This is a genomic window from Pseudomonas sp. MD330_10 (assembly GCF_042610415.1).
Classification (GTDB): Bacteria; Pseudomonadota; Gammaproteobacteria; order Pseudomonadales; family Pseudomonadaceae; genus Aquipseudomonas; species Aquipseudomonas rhodesiae.
This window is the reverse complement of record NZ_JBHGZU010000024.1, coordinates 64,662-79,264: the sequence shown is the minus strand read 5'-3', so window position 1 is coordinate 79,264 and position 14,603 is coordinate 64,662. Positions and strand designations below refer to the sequence as shown.

The window sequence follows — 14,603 nt, the reverse complement described above, 5'->3', positions numbered from 1 at the left end:
GCGGTGATCGAGCCCATGAAACAACGCTGAGCCTTGGTCATGTGAAATCAAAAGGTGGGAGGGGGCTTGCCCCCGATGGCGGTGTATCAGAAGCAAAAATGCAGACTGACACTCCGTAATCGGGGGCAAGCCCCCTCCCACAGTAAAGCGGTTCGATGTTGTTGCTGGCAGCGGTGATCGAGCCCATGAAACAACGCTGAGCCCTGGTCATGTGAAATCAAAAGGTGGGAGGGGACAAGCCCCCTGCCACAGTAAAGCGCTGTTAATCAGCGCTGAACTTGAACACCGTATGTTGGGTGTAGGTCTGCCCAGGGTTCAAGCGGGTCGAGGCAAACTTGGGCTGGTTCGGCGCATCGGGAAAGTGTTGGGTCTCCAGGGTAAAACCACTCCAGTGCAGGTACGTCTTGCCGGCTTTGCCCTTCACCGAACCGTCGAGGAAGTTGCTGGTGTAGAACTGCACGCCCGGTTCGCTGGTGTAGAGCTGCAAGCGCCGACCGGATTCGGGGTCGTGGATTTCGGCAGCCAGTTGCTTGACGTCGCCTTGGGTGTCCAGGGCCCAGTTGAAGTCAAAGCCGCCTTGTTTCGGCTCGGCAAACTTGAGCTGCGGATGGTCTTCTTTGATGTGCTGACCGATAGGCGTCGGCTTGAGGAAATCCATCGGCGTGCCCTTGACCGGCGCCAGTTCACCGGTCGGAATCAACGTAGCATTCACCGGGGTGTAGTGGCTGGCATGCAAGGTCGCGACCTGCTTGAGGATATCGCCATTGCCCGCGCCCGCGAGGTTGAAGTAGCTGTGGTTGGTGAGGTTGAGCACCGTCGGTTTGTCGGTGCTGGCTTTGTAGTCGATGTGCAGTTCGTTCTTGTCGTTAAGGCGGTAGGTGACCTCGGTGGTCAGGTTGCCGGGGAAGCCCATCTCACCGTCCTTGGACAGGTAACTCAGCTTCACGCCGACCGAATCTTTGTCCTTGACCGGCTCGGCTTTCCACACCTGCTTGTCGAAGCCCTGGGCGCCGCCATGCAGCGAGTTGGGGCCGTCGTTGAGGGGCACTTGGTAGCGCTTGCCGTCCAGTTCGAAAGCACCGCCGGCCAAGCGATTGCCGAAGCGTCCGATGGTGGCGCCGAAAAACGCGGTACCGCTCTGATAGCCTTGCACGTCGTCGAAGCCCAGCACCACGTCGTCGACCTTGCCATGCTTGTCCGGCACTTTGAGCGACTGCAGCACGCCGCCGTAGGTGATCACTGTGGCTTGCATGCCGTGGCTGTTGCGCAGGATGTACTGTTCGACCGGCGTGCCGTCGTTGGTTTTACCGAAGGGTTTGTGCTCGCTGGACAAGCCGGCCGCCTGAACGCCGCCGCTGGCGATCAACATCGACAGCGCCAGGCCGGAGAGCAGGTATCGAGGGTGCTTCATGATCGAACTTCCTTTTGTTGTTTTGAGTGGAATAGTTCTACTAATAGCGATATTTTGTCGTTATGACAGCGAATTTATAGCCTTTAACCGTCGTTTCGTAAAATAAAATAAGACTAATTAAGCGAGGCATCACTGTATGAGTACTGAGCACGCCGTTTACCCCGACCTCAAGGGCAAGACTGTATTGGTGTCTGGGGGCGCCTCCGGGATCGGCGAATTCATGGTTCGCGCGTTTGCCGCCCAGGGTGCCAAGGTCGGTTTTGTGGATCGTGCGCAAAGCCAGGGCGAACGCCTGGCGGCGCTGTTGAGTTCACGCGGGGACGCGGTGGAGTTTGTCTGCTGCGACATCACCGACGAGATCGCCTACAAGGCCGCCATCGGCCGCTTCGAACAGTCCCTCGGCCCGATCACAGTGTTGGTCAACAACGCTGCCAACGATGTGCGTCACACCCTGGAAGAAGTTGACTCGGACACCTTCGACCGGCTTATCGCGGTCAACCTCAAGCACGCGTTTTTTGCGGCCAAGGCCGTGGTGCCAATGATGAAAAGCGCCGGCAGCGGCTCGATTATCAACCTGGGTTCGGTGGGTTGGATGATGGCCTCCGCCGGCTACCCGGTGTACGCCGCCAGCAAAGCTGCCGCCCACGGCATGACCCGTGCCCTGGCCCGCGAGCTGGGCCCGGACCGCATCCGCGTCAACACTCTGGTGCCGGGCTGGGTGATGACCGAAAAACAGCTGGCCATGTGGGTCGATGACGCCGCCAAGGACCTGATCGCGCGCAGCCAGTGCCTGCCCGGCAGCGTACTGCCGGAACATATCGCCAATATGGCGCTGTTCCTGGCCTCCGAAGCGTCGGCGATGTGTTCGGCGCAGAACTTTATTGTCGATGGCGGCTGGGTCTGAGCCGAACACTGCAGTTCAGACAACCCAGATCAATGTGGGAGGGGGCTTGCCCCCGATGAAGGTGGGTCAGCTAATGCATCAGTGACTGACCCACTGCCATCGGGGGCCAGCCCCTTCTCACATTTGAACTGCGGCGCTTAGGCGATCGGGTAACGCTTGAACGCCGGATGCTGCTCCAGCCGCTCGGCATGCCGTTGCAGGTTGGGAAACGCATCGGCCTGGACCACCGAGGCTACCGTGAACTGACTGAACGACCATGCAACGGCCGCTGTAATCGACGCCTGGGTCAGCGCTTCGCTGTCGCCCAACTGTTTGTCCAGCAACCCATAGGCCGCGAGCAACTGCCCACTGACGCGTTCGAGCCACGGCGCGTGCAGCTTCTCGGCCGGGCGCAAGTTGTGCTCATAAACGATCTGCACGCTTTTCTCACAAGCTGCTAGGGCCAAGCCAAGGATGTGCAGGTCGCGGGCAAGTGCGCCAGGCTGCTGGGGCAACAACTTCCTGTCAGCCGGGGCCAGGGTTTCGAGGTACTCCAGGATCAGGCTGGAGTCCATCAACACCGTGCCATCGTCCAGCACCAGGGTCGGGGCCTTGACCACCGGATTGATCTGCGCAAATTCGTCGAAGGTGCGGAACACGGACAAGGGCTCATGCACAAAATCCACCCCGTACAGATCCAGAGAAATGGCGACGCGGCGTACGTAGGGCGAGTCGAGCATACCGATCAGTTTCATGAAGCCTCCATTGCTGTCAGGGTGATGGGTTTGGAGATTAAGGTTCCTCGGTCGCACCGCGCAATGCTTGCATGGCTCAGTCGGTCGACGAGGCATGTCTTATGCCGAGCTTCTGAAACCTTGGCGGCTGGCGCCCGGCGGTTGCCCGGTGATGCGTTTATAGGCGCGACTGAAAGCGGCCTGTGAGGTATACCCCAGGCGGTACGCCACCTCTTCGATGGGCAGGCGCTCCAAGGTCAACCATTGACTGGCCAGGCGCATGCGCAGTTCGGTTACGTAACGCAGCGGTGGCACCCCAAGGGTGGCTTGGAAACGGTCCGCGAACACCGAGCGCGAGGTATGACACTGCGCCGCCAGCTCGGCCACGCTCCAGTCGCGGCCCGGTTGCTGGTGCAGGGCGAGCAGGGCGCCCGCCAGGCGGTTGTCGCGCAAGGCGGCTGCCAGGCCCGACGCATTGGCGCACGCACATTCGACCCAACCGCGCACGATCATCGCTGCCACCACATCGGCCAGACGCGCCAGGATGCCGGCATAGCCGATGCGGGCGCTGGAAACTTCGCGCTCCATCACTGCCAGGATCGGCATCAGGCCGGGGTAACGCTGGCCGCCGGCGTCGATCAGCATCAAGGCCGGCATCAGGTTGCCCAGGCCCTGGATGCTGTCGAGTTCGAACTCCATGCAGGCGCTGAACAGCAGGGTATTGGCAGGCTCATCGGGCGAGGCGTTGACGGCACACACGGTATCGCCCAGCGATGCTGCGTCGAAGCTGGCGATGTCCTGCACGGGGGCATCCGGTTGGGATAGCAGCGCATGCGCGCCACCGTGGGCGATAAACACCGCATTACCCGCCGACAGTTCAAAGAGGCTGCCGTCCTCCATTCGCAAGGTCGCGCAGCCGGCGGCCAGGAAATGGAAATACGCGTGACCCGGTTTAGCCGCAAAGCCGATACCGAACACCGGCCCGGCCTGGATGCGCCGGTATTGCACGCCGCGCAGGCGCATGCTGCGCAGCAGTTCGTTGATCAGTTCGGAAGACAGCGTGAACGCGGTGTCGGTTGGCATCGGGGTTTTGGTCAAAAAGTTAAGGGTTTGAATCATAGATCATCCAGATGGCGATACCTAGACTGATCGTCTCGCTAAAGCCTGAGGATGTCTTGTGATGAATGATTGTCTGTCCCACGCCCCTGTCAATTGCGGGGTTGAACCGAGCACTCCGGCCTGGATGGCGGTGTTTTCCCTGGCGATGGGGGTGTTCGGCCTGCTCACGGCCGAATACCTGCCGGCCAGCCTGCTGACGCCGATGGCCCTGGATTTGGGCGTGTCGGAAGCATTGGCCGGCCAAGCGGTCACGGTCACGGCGGTGGTTGCTTTGTTCGCCGGGTTGCTGGTGCCCGGCCTGACGCGCGGCATCGACCGGCGCCTGGTGCTGTTGGGGTTCTCCACGCTGATGATTGCGTCCAACCTGCTGGTGGCGTTCTCGTCCAGCCTGGTGGTGCTGTTGTTGATGCGCATCCTGCTGGGTATTGCCCTCGGCGGGTTCTGGAGTATGGCGGCGGCCGTGGCGATGCGCCTGGTGCCGGCCGCGTCGCTGCCGCGCGCCCTGTCGATCATCTTCAGCGGCATTGCCGTGGGCACCGTCGTCGCCGTTCCGCTGGGCAGCTATCTTGGCGGTCTGTATGGCTGGCGCAGCGCATTTATCGCGGCTGCGGCTGTGGGGGTGGTCACCCTGGCGTTCCAGTTCATCACGCTGCCACGCCTGGCCCCCAATGGCACGGCGCGCTTGCGCACCGTGTTGGAGGTGCTGTTGCGCCCGGGCATTGCCATCGGCATGTTCGGCTGCGTGCTGGTGCATACCGCACATTTTGCGCTGTTCACCTATATACGACCGTTTCTGGAAAGCACCACGGGCGTCGGGACCCAGGGCCTGGCGCTGATGTTGCTGGGGTTCGGCGCGGCGAATTTCGTCGGTACGCTGCTGGCCGGGGGGTTGCTGGTACGTAACCCGCGCGGCACGTTGGTGCTGATGCCGGTATTGGTGGGGGTTGCGGCGTTGGCCCTGGTGTTGCTGCCCGCGTCATTGCCTGGTCAAGCGATGCTGCTGGCGCTGTGGGGGATGGCCTTCGGTGGCGTGCCAGTGGCGTGGTCGAACTGGGTGGCCCGTGCGGTTCCCGATCAGGCGGAAAGTGCCGGTGGCATGGTGGTGGCGTCGGTGCAATCGGCAATCGCGGCGGGCGCCGCTGGCGGGGGCGCAATGTTCAGTTTCACGGGTATCGGCGGCGTATTTCTGGGCGCGGGTATTTTGATGTTACTGGCCGCATTGTTGATCGCACTGCGTGTGCGGGTGCCCGTGCATAACGCGCAGGGGAGTGTGACGCACCCCCGGTCTTTGGTTTAGTCTGACGCGCTCAGTTGATAGCCAATGCCTCTGGAGCCGTAAGCATGACCGACTACGTACCCCCTAAAGTCTGGACCTGGGACACCGAAAGCGGCGGCACCTTCGCCAGTATCAATCGGCCGATTGCCGGCGCGACCCATGACAAGGCACTGCCGGTGGGCAAGCACCCGCTGCAGTTGTATTCCCTGGCCACGCCCAATGGGCAGAAGGTCACCATCGTGCTGGAAGAGTTGCTGGCCCTGGGGCACAGCGGCGCGGAATACGACGCCTGGCTGATCAAGATCGGTGACGGCGATCAGTTCGGCAGTGGCTTTGTCGAGGTCAACCCCAATTCCAAGATCCCGGCGCTGATGGACCACAGCGGCCCCGAGCCGATTCGCGTGTTTGAGTCCGGCGCGATCCTGCAGTACCTGGCCGAGAAATTCGGCGCGTTCTTTCCCACTGAGCCTGCGGCGCGGGCTGAATGCCTGTCGTGGTTGTTCTGGCAGATGGGCAGCGCGCCGTACCTGGGCGGTGGCTTCGGGCATTTCTATGCCTATGCGCCGAGCAAGATGGAATACCCGATCAACCGTTTCGCCATGGAAACCAAGCGTCAACTGGACGTGCTCGACAAACGCCTGGCGGTGAGCGAGTACATCGCCGGCGATCAATACACCATCGCCGATATCGCCATTTGGCCTTGGTATGGCGGGTTGGTGAAAGGTCGTCTGTATGAGGCAGCGGAGTTTCTGTCGGTGCATGAATACAAACATGTGCTGCGTTGGGCGGACGCCATTGATGCGCGGCCGGCGGTGCAACGTGGGCGGCGGGTGAATCGGGTCTCGGGCGATGCACAATTGCCCGAGCGCCATGACGCGAGTGATCTGGACTGAAGGCCAACACGGTAGGAGGGCAAGCCGCTCCTACCGTTACCGGGGCCAGGACCTGAGCAGCCACGAAAGGCATGCCATCGTCACCGCTCTCAAAAGCACCGGCGGCAACATCCGCCTGACCGCCCGGCGACTGAACGTGTCCCGGGGCGGTCTGTACAACAAGATGAGTCGGTTCGGGCTGAATGCTGCAGATTTTTGCGGTGCATAAATGTGGGAGGGGGCTTGCCCCCGATGGCCGTAGGTACCTGCACAACGTTGGCTCAACGCTAAAAGCGCGGCGGATAGGGCTGTCGTGGTGAGCGGGCTTGTCCCGCGCTGGGCTGCGCAGCAGCCCCAAAACCAGCCTCTACAGAGTGTCTGATACACCGCGATCTTCTTGACTGGGGCTGCTGCGCAGCCCAGCGCGGGACAAGCCCGCTCGCCACAGGGAGATTTGTCAGGGTCTGAAAGGTTGCGTAGATACCCTTGCCCCGATAGCGGAGTGTCAGTTGACATCTACTTAGCTGATCCACCGCCATCGGGGGCAAGCCCCCTCCCACATAAGATTTATGCCGGGTTGAGACGGGTGTTATATCAACTCAGCAGCCCGGTGCTGACGGCCACAATCAGGAACACCCCCAGCAGCGCGCGGTAGATCACGAAGGGCCAGGTGGAGAACCGCTCCAGGAACTTCATCAGGCCCCAGATCGCGAAGAAGGCCGAGACACTGGCCACCACCAGCCCGAACAGCAAATGCGGCCAGGCATGGGCAGGCAGCTCGGCGTGCAGCAGCACCCACAGCTCCTTCAACCCCGCCAGGGCGATGGCCGGCAGGCCCAGCAGGAAGGAAAAGCGCGCGGCTTCTTCGCGTTTGAAGTTGAGGAACAGCGCCGCAGTGAGGGTCGAGCCGGAACGCGATACGCCCGGAATCAACGCGCCAATCTGCGCGACACCGACGATCAGCGCATCCCGCAGGCGCATCTGGCTGACCTCACGGGTATGCCGGGCTCGCAGCTCGGCCGCCGCCAGTAGCACCGCCATCACCACACAGGAAATCCCGATCACCATCAGTCCGCGCAGCGGCGAGTTGCAGGCGTTCAGGGTCGAGGACAACGCCAACCCGGCGATGCAGATCGGCACCGTCGCCAGCACAATCGCCACCGCCAGCTTGAACCACGGGCTGTCGTAGTCGCCCTGGCGTACTGCACCGATGCTGCCGCTGACCACCTGGCGCACATCGCGCCAGAAGTAGCTGACCACCGCCGCCAGCGCCGCCAACTGCATGGCGGCGGAGAACGCCGAGCCGGGGTCTTGCCAGCCGAGCAGGGCGGGTACTACGCGCATATGGGCCGTGGAGGACACCGGCAGCAGCTCGGTAATGCCCTGGATCACGCCCAGGATGAAAATCTGCAGGTAATCCAGGGAGGCGAAGCCCACATCCAGGCCGGCGGTACAGACGTTGGTCAAAGTGCGTGTCCTTGAAAAAGTGGCGAACCGGCGAAGTCTATTCGAAATGTTTCAAGAATTTGGCCGACTCCATGGCTAACTACGATCCGTTCAGCCAGCAGAAAGGTTCGCCGCGCGCTTGGCCCCTGCCGGGGTTTTGTGAACAATGGCGCCCTGTTTTTTTCTGACTGAGCGCCCTATGCCTGAAACCACCGTGGAATTGATCCAGACCGGCCCCGAAGAGGCCGAGTTGATCCGCAATCTCTACCAGTACTACGCCTACGAGTCGTCGGACTGGGAGCAGGAAGATGTCGAGGCCGATGGCCGTTTTTACATTCACGACGAACACTTGGCCCGCTATTGGCAAGACCCGCGTTGGAGCGCCAACCTGCTGTTGGTGGACGGCTATATCGCCGGCTTCCTGCTGATCGAAGACAGCGAGCTGCCCGGCATCGACGCGCTGGAGCTGGCTGACCTGTTTATTCTCAAGCGCTACCGCCGCAAAGGCATCGGCCGCGCCATTGCCAACCAGGTGCTCTGCAGCGGCCAGACAAATTGGCTGGTGCGCTTTTATGATCAGGATGAAGTGTCACAGGCGTTCTGGCGCACGGTGCTGGATAACCTGCCACGCCCAGTGCAGATGCTTGAGCTGGATGACGACCCGCAACTGCTGAGCTTTTTGATTACCCGAGCGGCGCTGCATTAAACGCCTGTTGCATCGCCTGGGGCGGCTGGCCGAACGCCCGTAGAAACGCCTGGCGCATGCGCTCGCGATCACCGAAACCGGTCTCGCGGGCCACCACTTCCACCGGGTGCCGGCTGGTTTCCATCAGCGCCCGCGCGGCTTCCACCCGCAGGGCTTCGATGGCCTTGGCCGGGGTTTGCCCGGTTTCCTCGCGGAACACTCGGCTGAACTGGCGCGGGCTCAACCGCGCCACATCGGCCAATGCCTCCACGGAGAGGTCATGGGTCAGGTTCTCGCGGGCGTAGGCCAGGGCCAACTGCACGCGGTCGGATTTGGGGTCCAGTTCCAGCAGCGCCGACAGTTGCGACTGCTCGCTGCCACGGCGCTGGGCGATCACCAGTTTGCGTGCGATGCGCCGGGCGAGGTCGCTGCCCAAGTCGTTTTCCACCATGGCCAAGGCCATGTCGACGCCAGCGCTCATGCCGGCGCCGGTCCAGACCTGGCCGTCCACCACAAACAGTTTGTCGTCTTCCAGGCGGATGTCCGGGTAGCGCTTGCGAAAGGCCGGCGCGTGAATCCAGTGGGTGGTGGTGCGCTTGCCCGCCAGCAGGCCGGCCTCGGCCAGCACGAAGATGCCCATGCACAGCGAGGCCACGCGCCGTGATTGCGCGGACGCGGCCTTGACCATGTCCAGCAGGTTGGCTTCCGGCAGGCGGAATTCCAGATAACCGCTGACGATCAGCGTGTCGTAGCCCTGGGGGCGAATCGGCGAGGTGTTCACCGAAAAGCCCTGGGACGTCATCACCGCGCCGCCGCTTTCCGATACCAAGTGAAACTCATAGGCCGGCTCGCCGCGCAGCAGGTTCGCGCACTCGAACACCGAACCCAGGCTGAGGCTCAGGGACTGGAAGTTCGGGTAGACCATCAGCGCAACGCTGTGCATCGTCATTCTCCAAGGGGCGCGTGAGGGGAGATTGTCGGCGTGTACCGGGTAAACGGCAACTGGCTTGGATGGCATGTCCGGAATCCTTGCGGATCTGACATTGTGGGCATCCGGCCTGCCTCCTACCATGGCTCCACGCACTAGACGACTGGTCTAATCGGCAGGAGTGAAGCATGAGCAACCCCAGTAAAGACGCACGCCAGACGATTCTGCAAACCGCGCAAGCGATTGTCGGGCGCAAGGGTTTTTCCGCGGTTGGGCTGACCGAAATCCTGCAGGCCGCCGATGTGCCCAAAGGCTCGTTCTATCACTACTTCGATTCCAAGGACGCGTTCGGCGTGGTGTTGCTCGACACCTACTTCGACCATTACGTACTGGGCATGCAGCAACTGTTCGATCAGCCGGGGCTGAGCCAGCACGCCAAATTGATGCGTTATTGGCAAGCCTGGATCGACAACCAGACCGGCTGCACCGATGCGGGCAAATGCCTTGCCGTCAAACTCGGTGCCGAGGTGTCAGACCTTTCAGAGCCGATGCGTCTGGCGTTGCAACGCGGTACGTCGCGCACCATCGATTTACTATGGGTGGCGCTGCAACGTGGCATCGACGACGGCTCCCTCAGCTTTACGCAGCACCCGCAGCACCTGGCCCAGCGTCTTTATGCGTTGTGGTTGGGCAGCAGCGTCATGAGCAAAATCACCCGTACATCGGCGCCGTTCGACGCGGCGCTCGGGTTGACCCAGCACCTGTTGGGCGGCCCCGAACACACTGACATTCACACCGATCGAGGCACTGGAAAATGAAAGTATTAATGGTACTGACCTCTCACGACCAGCTCGGCGATACCGGGCGCAAGACTGGCTTCTGGCTCGAAGAGTTTGCCGCGCCGTATTACGTGTTCAAGGACGCCGGCGCCGAGCTGGTGCTGGCATCCCCAGCCGGTGGCCAGCCGCCGCTGGACCCGGTCAGCGATGCACCGGATGCGCAAACCGAACAGACCCGCCGTTTCGCCGCCGACCCGGCCGCGCAACAGGCGCTGGCCAATACGGTCAAGCTGGATTCGGTGAACGCCGCCGATTTCGACACGGTGTTCTACCCAGGCGGCCACGGCCCGTTGTGGGACCTGGCGGAGTCGCCGACCTCCATCGCACTGATCGAGGCCTTCGAGCGCGCCGGCAAGCCCATCGGATTCGTCTGCCACGCACCGGGGGCGTTGCGCCACGTCAAGGCGGTCAATGGCGAGCCGCTGGTCAAGGGCCGTCGCGTCACCGGTTTCTCCAACTCCGAAGAAGCTGCCGTGGGCCTGACCGAAGTGGTGCCGTTCTTGATTGAAGATGAGTTCAAGAAGCTCGGCGGCCACTACCAGAAGGGCGCCGACTGGTCGTCCTTCGTGCTTGAGGACGGGCTGTTGATCACCGGCCAGAACCCGGCCAGCTCTGCCGATGTGGCCAAGGCCCTGCTGAAACTCACCGCTTAAGTTAACCCCCCTGCGCTGTATTCATTGGCGACTCCAACGAGTCGCCAATGCTTTTGTTCGCCTCGAATTTGGAATAACGCAATGACTGACAGTCTCTTGAACACCCCGGTAAAACTTGGGCATCACACCTTGAACAACCGCGTCGTGCTGCCGCCCCTGACCCGCCAGCGCAGCGCGCAACCGGGCGACATCCCCACCGCGCTGATGGCCGAGTATTACCGCCAGCGTGCCAGCGCCGGCTTTATGGTCAGCGAAGGCACCCAGATCGAACCGCGCGGACAGGGCTATGCCTGGACGCCGGGTATCTACTCACCAGCCCAGATCGATGGCTGGCGCAAAGTCACCGATGCGGTGCACGCCGACGGCGGGGTGATCTTTGCCCAGCTGTGGCATGTGGGCCGCGTATCCCATAACGCCTTACAACCGGACGGTGCGGCACCGGTGGCACCCTCCGCGCTCCCGGCCTTGCAGGCCAAAGCCTTTATCCAGACCGGCCCGGGCGTCGGCGAGCTGAAGCAACCGCCGGTGCCGCGCGCCTTGAGCACGCTGGAAATCGAAGAATTAGTCGCGCAGTACGCCCAAGCGGCCCGCAATGCGCTGGACGCCGGCTTCGACGGCGTGGAGATCCACTCGGCCAACGGTTACCTGGTCAACCAGTTCATCTCGGCCCATTCCAACACCCGCGACGACCAATACGGCGGCTCGCTGCACAACCGCCTGCGCTTCCTGCGCGAGATTGTCGAAGCGGTGTGCAAAGTGGTCGGCCCGGAACGCCTGGGCGTGCGTTTTTCGCCGCTGTTCAGCGGCACCGATCAGGACCGCGTGTACATCGGCCTGGTAGAAGAAGATCCCCATCACACCTACATCGAAGCGATCAAGGTGCTGGAAGAATCGGGGATTGCCTATGTGTCCATCGCCGAAGCCGACTGGGACAACGCGCCGGACCTGCCCGACAGCTTCCGCGAAGCGGTACGCAGCACCTTCAGCGGCCGCATCATCTACGCCGGGCGCTACACCGCCGAACGCGGCGAGCGTCTGGTGCAGGCGGGGTTGGCGGATTTGATCGCGTTCGGACGGCCTTTTATCGCCAACCCGGACCTGCCCCAGCGCCTGTTCAATGGCTGGCCGTTGAATCCGCTGCGGGAAGAGGGGATGTACGGTGGCGGTGAGGCGGGCTATATCGACTACCCCACCTACCTCAGATAATCACGCGGACAATGTGGGAGGGGGCTTGCCCCCGATAGCGGTAGGACAGTCACAGCATCATTGACTGACCCACCTCTATCGGGGGCAAGCCCCCTCCCACATTGTTTTGTAGTGTTTTTGAATCAGGCGACCTGCAACACAATCTTGCCGATATGATCGCCGCCTTCCATCCGCGCATGGGCCTGGTCGGCGTCGGTGTAGGGGTAGACCTTGTCGATGATCGGCAGGCAGCGCCCGGCGGTGAGGACCGGCCAGATGTACTCGCGCAGTTGCTCGGCGATGGCGGCTTTTTCCGCGCCGGTGCGTGCGCGCAGCAGGGAACCGGTAATCACCGCGCGTTTGGCGAGGATGCTCAGCAGATCCACGTCATGGGCTTTGCCGCCGCCGAGGAAGCCGAGCATCACCAGGTGCCCGTCCATGGCCAGGGACTTGAGGTTATTGTTCAGGTACGAGGCGCCCATGATGTCGAGGATCACATCTACGCCATGGCCGTCGGTCTGTTGGGCGATGACATCGGCGAAGTCCTGCTCGCGGTAATTGATCGGTTCGGCGCCGAGTTTGGCGATGGCCGCGCATTTGTCGGCGCTGCCGGCGGTGGCGAACGCCTGGATGCCAAACTCGCGGCACAGCATCAGCGCGGTGGTGCCGATACCGCTGGTGCCGCCGTGAATCAGCACGCGCTGGCCGGTATGGGCATCGCCCAGGCCGAACAGGTTGGCCCAGACGGTGAAGAAGGTTTCCGGTACGGCGGCGGCCTGGATCCAGTCCATGCCTTCGGGGATCGGCAACGCTTGGCCGGCCGGTACCGCGCAGAACTGCGCATAACCACCGCCGTTGGTCAGCGCGCAGACCTTGTCGCCGATGGCGTATTCGCTAACGCCGTCGCCCAGCGCCACTACTTCCCCAGCCACTTCCAGCCCGGGGATCGGGCTCATGCCCGGTTTCATCGGGTACTTGCCGGCGCGTTGCAGAGCGTCGGGGCGATTGACCCCGGCGGCGTGCACACGAATCAGAATCTCACCGGGGCCAGCCTCCGGCACCGCCGCCTGACGCGGTTGCAGCACCTCGGGGCCACCGGGGGTGGTGATTTCGATCAAGGTCATTTCTTTTGGGAGTGTCATTCGAACGTTCCTGCAACGATGAGCGTATGGGGTGGGACCGCGCCAAGCGGCCGGCGGTTCAGCGCGCGACGGTGAGCAGGTCAGCACAAGGCTGCAAGCGTGGGTGTGCATCTGCCCGCACCATCGGTGGCACCAAAAGGCCAACGAACAGGAAGCATATATGAATGACGGCAAAAACCAGGACTTCGGGCTGCTCTTTTTGCGCGTGAGCGGGGCGCTGTTTCTGCTGTGGGTGCATGGTTTGCCCAAGGTGCTGCACTACAGGGAACAACTGACGCTTATCGAAGACCCGTTCCACCTCGGTGCCCACGTGACCCTCGGGCTGGCGATTTGCGCCGAGGTGCTGTGCCCGCTGCTGATCGTGGCCGGGGTGCTGGTGCGTCTGGCGTGCCTGCCGATCATTGCCGTTTTGGTGATCGCCATGCTGGTGGTGCATCCGGAGTGGACGCTATTGGAGGGCCAATTCGGCTGGCTGCTGCTGATCATCTTCACCAGTCTTCTGATCGCCGGGCCTGGGCGGTTGGTGGTGGGCCAGCGTTTCTCTTGAGCAAAAAAAGGCCGGGCAAGCCCGGCCAAAACGAGAGGGTGTTTCAGCGGCTCAGGAACGCCAGCAGGTCTTCATTGAGTGCCTGGGCGTGGGTCACGGCAAAACCGTGGGGGGCGTCTTTGTACACCTTCAGCTCGGCGCCCTTGATCATCTCGGCGGCCACCTTACCGGTGGTTTCGAACGGCACGATCTGGTCACCGTCGCCGTGGATCACCAGGGTCGGTACATCGACCTTGGCCATGTCTGCGCGGAAGTCGGTTTGTGAGAACGCGCTGACGCAGTCCACGGTCGACTTGAGGGACGCCAGCATGGCGATCTGCAGGGTCTGCGACAGCACGCCGTCGGAGACGGTCTGGCCTTTGTTCAGGCCGAAGAACGGCGTGTTGAAGTCCGCGATAAATTGCGCGCGATCCTTGAGCAGACCGGCCTTGATTCCGTCGAACACTTCAGCCGGCACGCCCTGCGGGTAATCCGCAGCCTGGCCGAAAATCGGCGTGACCGCACCCAGCAACACCAGGCCGGCAACCCGTGCGCTGCCATGGCGCCCGATGTAGCGCGCTACGTCGCCGCCGCCCATGGAGAAACCGACCAGCGTCACGTCGCGCAGGTCCAGGTGTTCGATCAGTTGCGCGATGTCATCGGCGAAGGTGTTGTAGTCGTTGCCGGTCCACGGCTGGTCGGAGCGGCCGAAACCACGGCGGTCGAAGGCGATGGTGCGGTAGCCGCGACTGCTGAGGTATTCCATCTGGTATTCCCACATATCGGCATCCAGTGGCCAGCCATGGCTGAACAACACGGGCTTACCGCTGCCCCAATCCTTGTAGTAGATCTGGGTACCGTCTTTGGCAACGAATGTGCTCATGGAAAACTCCTGGGTGGGTGA

At 62.4% G+C, this 14,603-nt stretch carries 15 protein-coding genes and 1 pseudogene; 9 read left to right on the top strand and 7 right to left on the bottom strand.

Going from position 1 to position 14,603, the window contains the following annotated elements:
• Window positions 1-262 precede the first annotated feature (262 nt).
• The gene (locus ACFZPT_RS24970) at window positions 263-1,411 is read right to left on the bottom strand and encodes an aldose epimerase family protein (RefSeq protein WP_099312370.1); all 1,149 of its coding nucleotides are present in this window, start codon (window positions 1,409-1,411) and stop codon (window positions 263-265) included.
• Between the two features lie 136 nt (window positions 1,412-1,547).
• On the opposite strand from ACFZPT_RS24970, the gene ACFZPT_RS24965 reads away from it, so the two are divergent.
• Window positions 1,548-2,315 (top strand): SDR family NAD(P)-dependent oxidoreductase, encoded by a 768-nt coding sequence (locus ACFZPT_RS24965; protein WP_034096891.1) that lies wholly within the window; start codon window positions 1,548-1,550, stop codon window positions 2,313-2,315.
• 137 nt (window positions 2,316-2,452) lie between these two features.
• On the opposite strand, the gene ACFZPT_RS24960 is transcribed toward ACFZPT_RS24965, so the two are convergent.
• Both ACFZPT_RS24960 and ACFZPT_RS24955 read right to left on the bottom strand, forming a co-directional pair.
• Window positions 2,453-3,049: a glutathione S-transferase family protein gene (locus tag ACFZPT_RS24960; RefSeq protein ID WP_034113008.1), complete on the bottom strand. Its 597-nt coding sequence runs from the start codon at window positions 3,047-3,049 to the stop codon at window positions 2,453-2,455.
• A 99-nt stretch (window positions 3,050-3,148) separates the two neighbouring features.
• Entirely contained in the window at window positions 3,149-4,111 is a 963-nt protein-coding gene (locus ACFZPT_RS24955) for an AraC family transcriptional regulator (RefSeq protein WP_099312376.1), read from the bottom strand.
• Between the two features lie 97 nt (window positions 4,112-4,208).
• Here ACFZPT_RS24955 and ACFZPT_RS24950 point away from each other — a divergent pair, with 97 nt between their 5' ends.
• From ACFZPT_RS24950 to ACFZPT_RS24940, 3 genes and pseudogenes are all read left to right on the top strand, one after another.
• Window positions 4,209-5,444, top strand: coding sequence for an MFS transporter (locus tag ACFZPT_RS24950; protein WP_034096893.1), 1,236 nt, complete (start codon window positions 4,209-4,211; stop codon window positions 5,442-5,444).
• A 44-nt stretch (window positions 5,445-5,488) separates the two neighbouring features.
• Window positions 5,489-6,316 carry a glutathione-dependent disulfide-bond oxidoreductase gene (yghU, locus tag ACFZPT_RS24945; RefSeq protein WP_099312368.1) on the top strand — a complete coding sequence of 276 codons (828 nt, stop codon included), beginning with the start codon at window positions 5,489-5,491 and terminating at the stop codon, window positions 6,314-6,316.
• Between the two features lie 46 nt (window positions 6,317-6,362).
• A pseudogene (locus tag ACFZPT_RS24940) lies at window positions 6,363-6,524 on the top strand (helix-turn-helix domain-containing protein); the annotation flags it as partial.
• Window positions 6,525-6,889: 365 nt separating this feature from the next.
• Here the strand turns inward: ACFZPT_RS24940 and ACFZPT_RS24935 are convergent.
• A complete protein-coding gene (locus ACFZPT_RS24935) occupies window positions 6,890-7,762 on the bottom strand; it encodes an undecaprenyl-diphosphate phosphatase (protein ID WP_034138714.1) in 873 nt (290 codons plus the stop codon).
• A gap of 178 nt (window positions 7,763-7,940) precedes the next feature.
• Here ACFZPT_RS24935 and ACFZPT_RS24930 point away from each other — a divergent pair, with 178 nt between their 5' ends.
• Window positions 7,941-8,447: a GNAT family N-acetyltransferase gene (locus ACFZPT_RS24930; protein WP_034096896.1), complete on the top strand. Its 507-nt coding sequence runs from the start codon at window positions 7,941-7,943 to the stop codon at window positions 8,445-8,447.
• Here the strand turns inward: ACFZPT_RS24930 and ACFZPT_RS24925 are convergent.
• Entirely contained in the window at window positions 8,425-9,369 is a 945-nt protein-coding gene (locus ACFZPT_RS24925; RefSeq protein WP_034096897.1) for a GlxA family transcriptional regulator, read from the bottom strand. The two genes, ACFZPT_RS24930 and ACFZPT_RS24925, sit on opposite strands and share 23 nt — an antisense overlap.
• A gap of 173 nt (window positions 9,370-9,542) precedes the next feature.
• Between ACFZPT_RS24925 and ACFZPT_RS24920 the strand changes: the two genes are divergently transcribed.
• The 3 genes from ACFZPT_RS24920 (at window position 9,543) to ACFZPT_RS24910 (ending at window position 12,052) form a co-directional block, all read left to right on the top strand.
• Window positions 9,543-10,172, top strand: coding sequence for a TetR/AcrR family transcriptional regulator (locus ACFZPT_RS24920; RefSeq protein ID WP_099312366.1), 630 nt, complete (start codon window positions 9,543-9,545; stop codon window positions 10,170-10,172).
• On the top strand, window positions 10,169-10,846 hold the full coding sequence (locus ACFZPT_RS24915; RefSeq protein WP_034096899.1) for a type 1 glutamine amidotransferase domain-containing protein: 678 nt from the start codon (window positions 10,169-10,171) through the stop codon (window positions 10,844-10,846). The genes ACFZPT_RS24920 and ACFZPT_RS24915 overlap by 4 nt, the downstream gene beginning before the upstream one ends.
• Before the next feature lie 81 nt (window positions 10,847-10,927).
• Window positions 10,928-12,052 (top strand): alkene reductase, encoded by a 1,125-nt coding sequence (locus tag ACFZPT_RS24910; RefSeq protein ID WP_040267957.1) that lies wholly within the window; start codon window positions 10,928-10,930, stop codon window positions 12,050-12,052.
• Between the two features lie 122 nt (window positions 12,053-12,174).
• On the opposite strand, the gene ACFZPT_RS24905 is transcribed toward ACFZPT_RS24910, so the two are convergent.
• On the bottom strand, window positions 12,175-13,173 hold the full coding sequence (locus ACFZPT_RS24905; RefSeq protein ID WP_034113014.1) for an NAD(P)H-quinone oxidoreductase: 999 nt from the start codon (window positions 13,171-13,173) through the stop codon (window positions 12,175-12,177).
• 160 nt (window positions 13,174-13,333) lie between these two features.
• On the opposite strand from ACFZPT_RS24905, the gene ACFZPT_RS24900 reads away from it, so the two are divergent.
• A complete protein-coding gene (locus ACFZPT_RS24900) occupies window positions 13,334-13,720 on the top strand; it encodes a DoxX family protein (protein WP_099312362.1) in 387 nt (128 codons plus the stop codon).
• Window positions 13,721-13,763: 43 nt separating this feature from the next.
• On the opposite strand, the gene ACFZPT_RS24895 is transcribed toward ACFZPT_RS24900, so the two are convergent.
• On the bottom strand, window positions 13,764-14,582 hold the full coding sequence (locus ACFZPT_RS24895) for an alpha/beta fold hydrolase (protein ID WP_047882882.1): 819 nt from the start codon (window positions 14,580-14,582) through the stop codon (window positions 13,764-13,766).
• Window positions 14,583-14,603 lie beyond the last annotated feature (21 nt).

Coding starts and splice junctions, on each gene's coding strand:
- ACFZPT_RS24915 (WP_034096899.1), top strand. CDS start 10,169: ATGAAAGTATTAATGGTACTGACCTCTCACGACCAGCTCGGCGATACC.
- yghU (WP_099312368.1), top strand. CDS start 5,489: ATGACCGACTACGTACCCCCTAAAGTCTGGACCTGGGACACCGAAAGC.
- ACFZPT_RS24920 (WP_099312366.1), top strand. CDS start 9,543: ATGAGCAACCCCAGTAAAGACGCACGCCAGACGATTCTGCAAACCGCG.
- ACFZPT_RS24900 (WP_099312362.1), top strand. CDS start 13,334: ATGAATGACGGCAAAAACCAGGACTTCGGGCTGCTCTTTTTGCGCGTG.
- ACFZPT_RS24965 (WP_034096891.1), top strand. CDS start 1,548: ATGAGTACTGAGCACGCCGTTTACCCCGACCTCAAGGGCAAGACTGTA.
- ACFZPT_RS24910 (WP_040267957.1), top strand. CDS start 10,928: ATGACTGACAGTCTCTTGAACACCCCGGTAAAACTTGGGCATCACACC.
- ACFZPT_RS24955 (WP_099312376.1), bottom strand. CDS start 4,111: ATGCCAACCGACACCGCGTTCACGCTGTCTTCCGAACTGATCAACGAA.
- ACFZPT_RS24970 (WP_099312370.1), bottom strand. CDS start 1,411: ATGAAGCACCCTCGATACCTGCTCTCCGGCCTGGCGCTGTCGATGTTG.
- ACFZPT_RS24930 (WP_034096896.1), top strand. CDS start 7,941: ATGCCTGAAACCACCGTGGAATTGATCCAGACCGGCCCCGAAGAGGCC.
- ACFZPT_RS24925 (WP_034096897.1), bottom strand. CDS start 9,369: ATGCACAGCGTTGCGCTGATGGTCTACCCGAACTTCCAGTCCCTGAGC.
- ACFZPT_RS24905 (WP_034113014.1), bottom strand. CDS start 13,173: ATGACACTCCCAAAAGAAATGACCTTGATCGAAATCACCACCCCCGGT.
- ACFZPT_RS24950 (WP_034096893.1), top strand. CDS start 4,209: ATGAATGATTGTCTGTCCCACGCCCCTGTCAATTGCGGGGTTGAACCG.
- ACFZPT_RS24895 (WP_047882882.1), bottom strand. CDS start 14,582: ATGAGCACATTCGTTGCCAAAGACGGTACCCAGATCTACTACAAGGAT.
- ACFZPT_RS24960 (WP_034113008.1), bottom strand. CDS start 3,049: ATGAAACTGATCGGTATGCTCGACTCGCCCTACGTACGCCGCGTCGCC.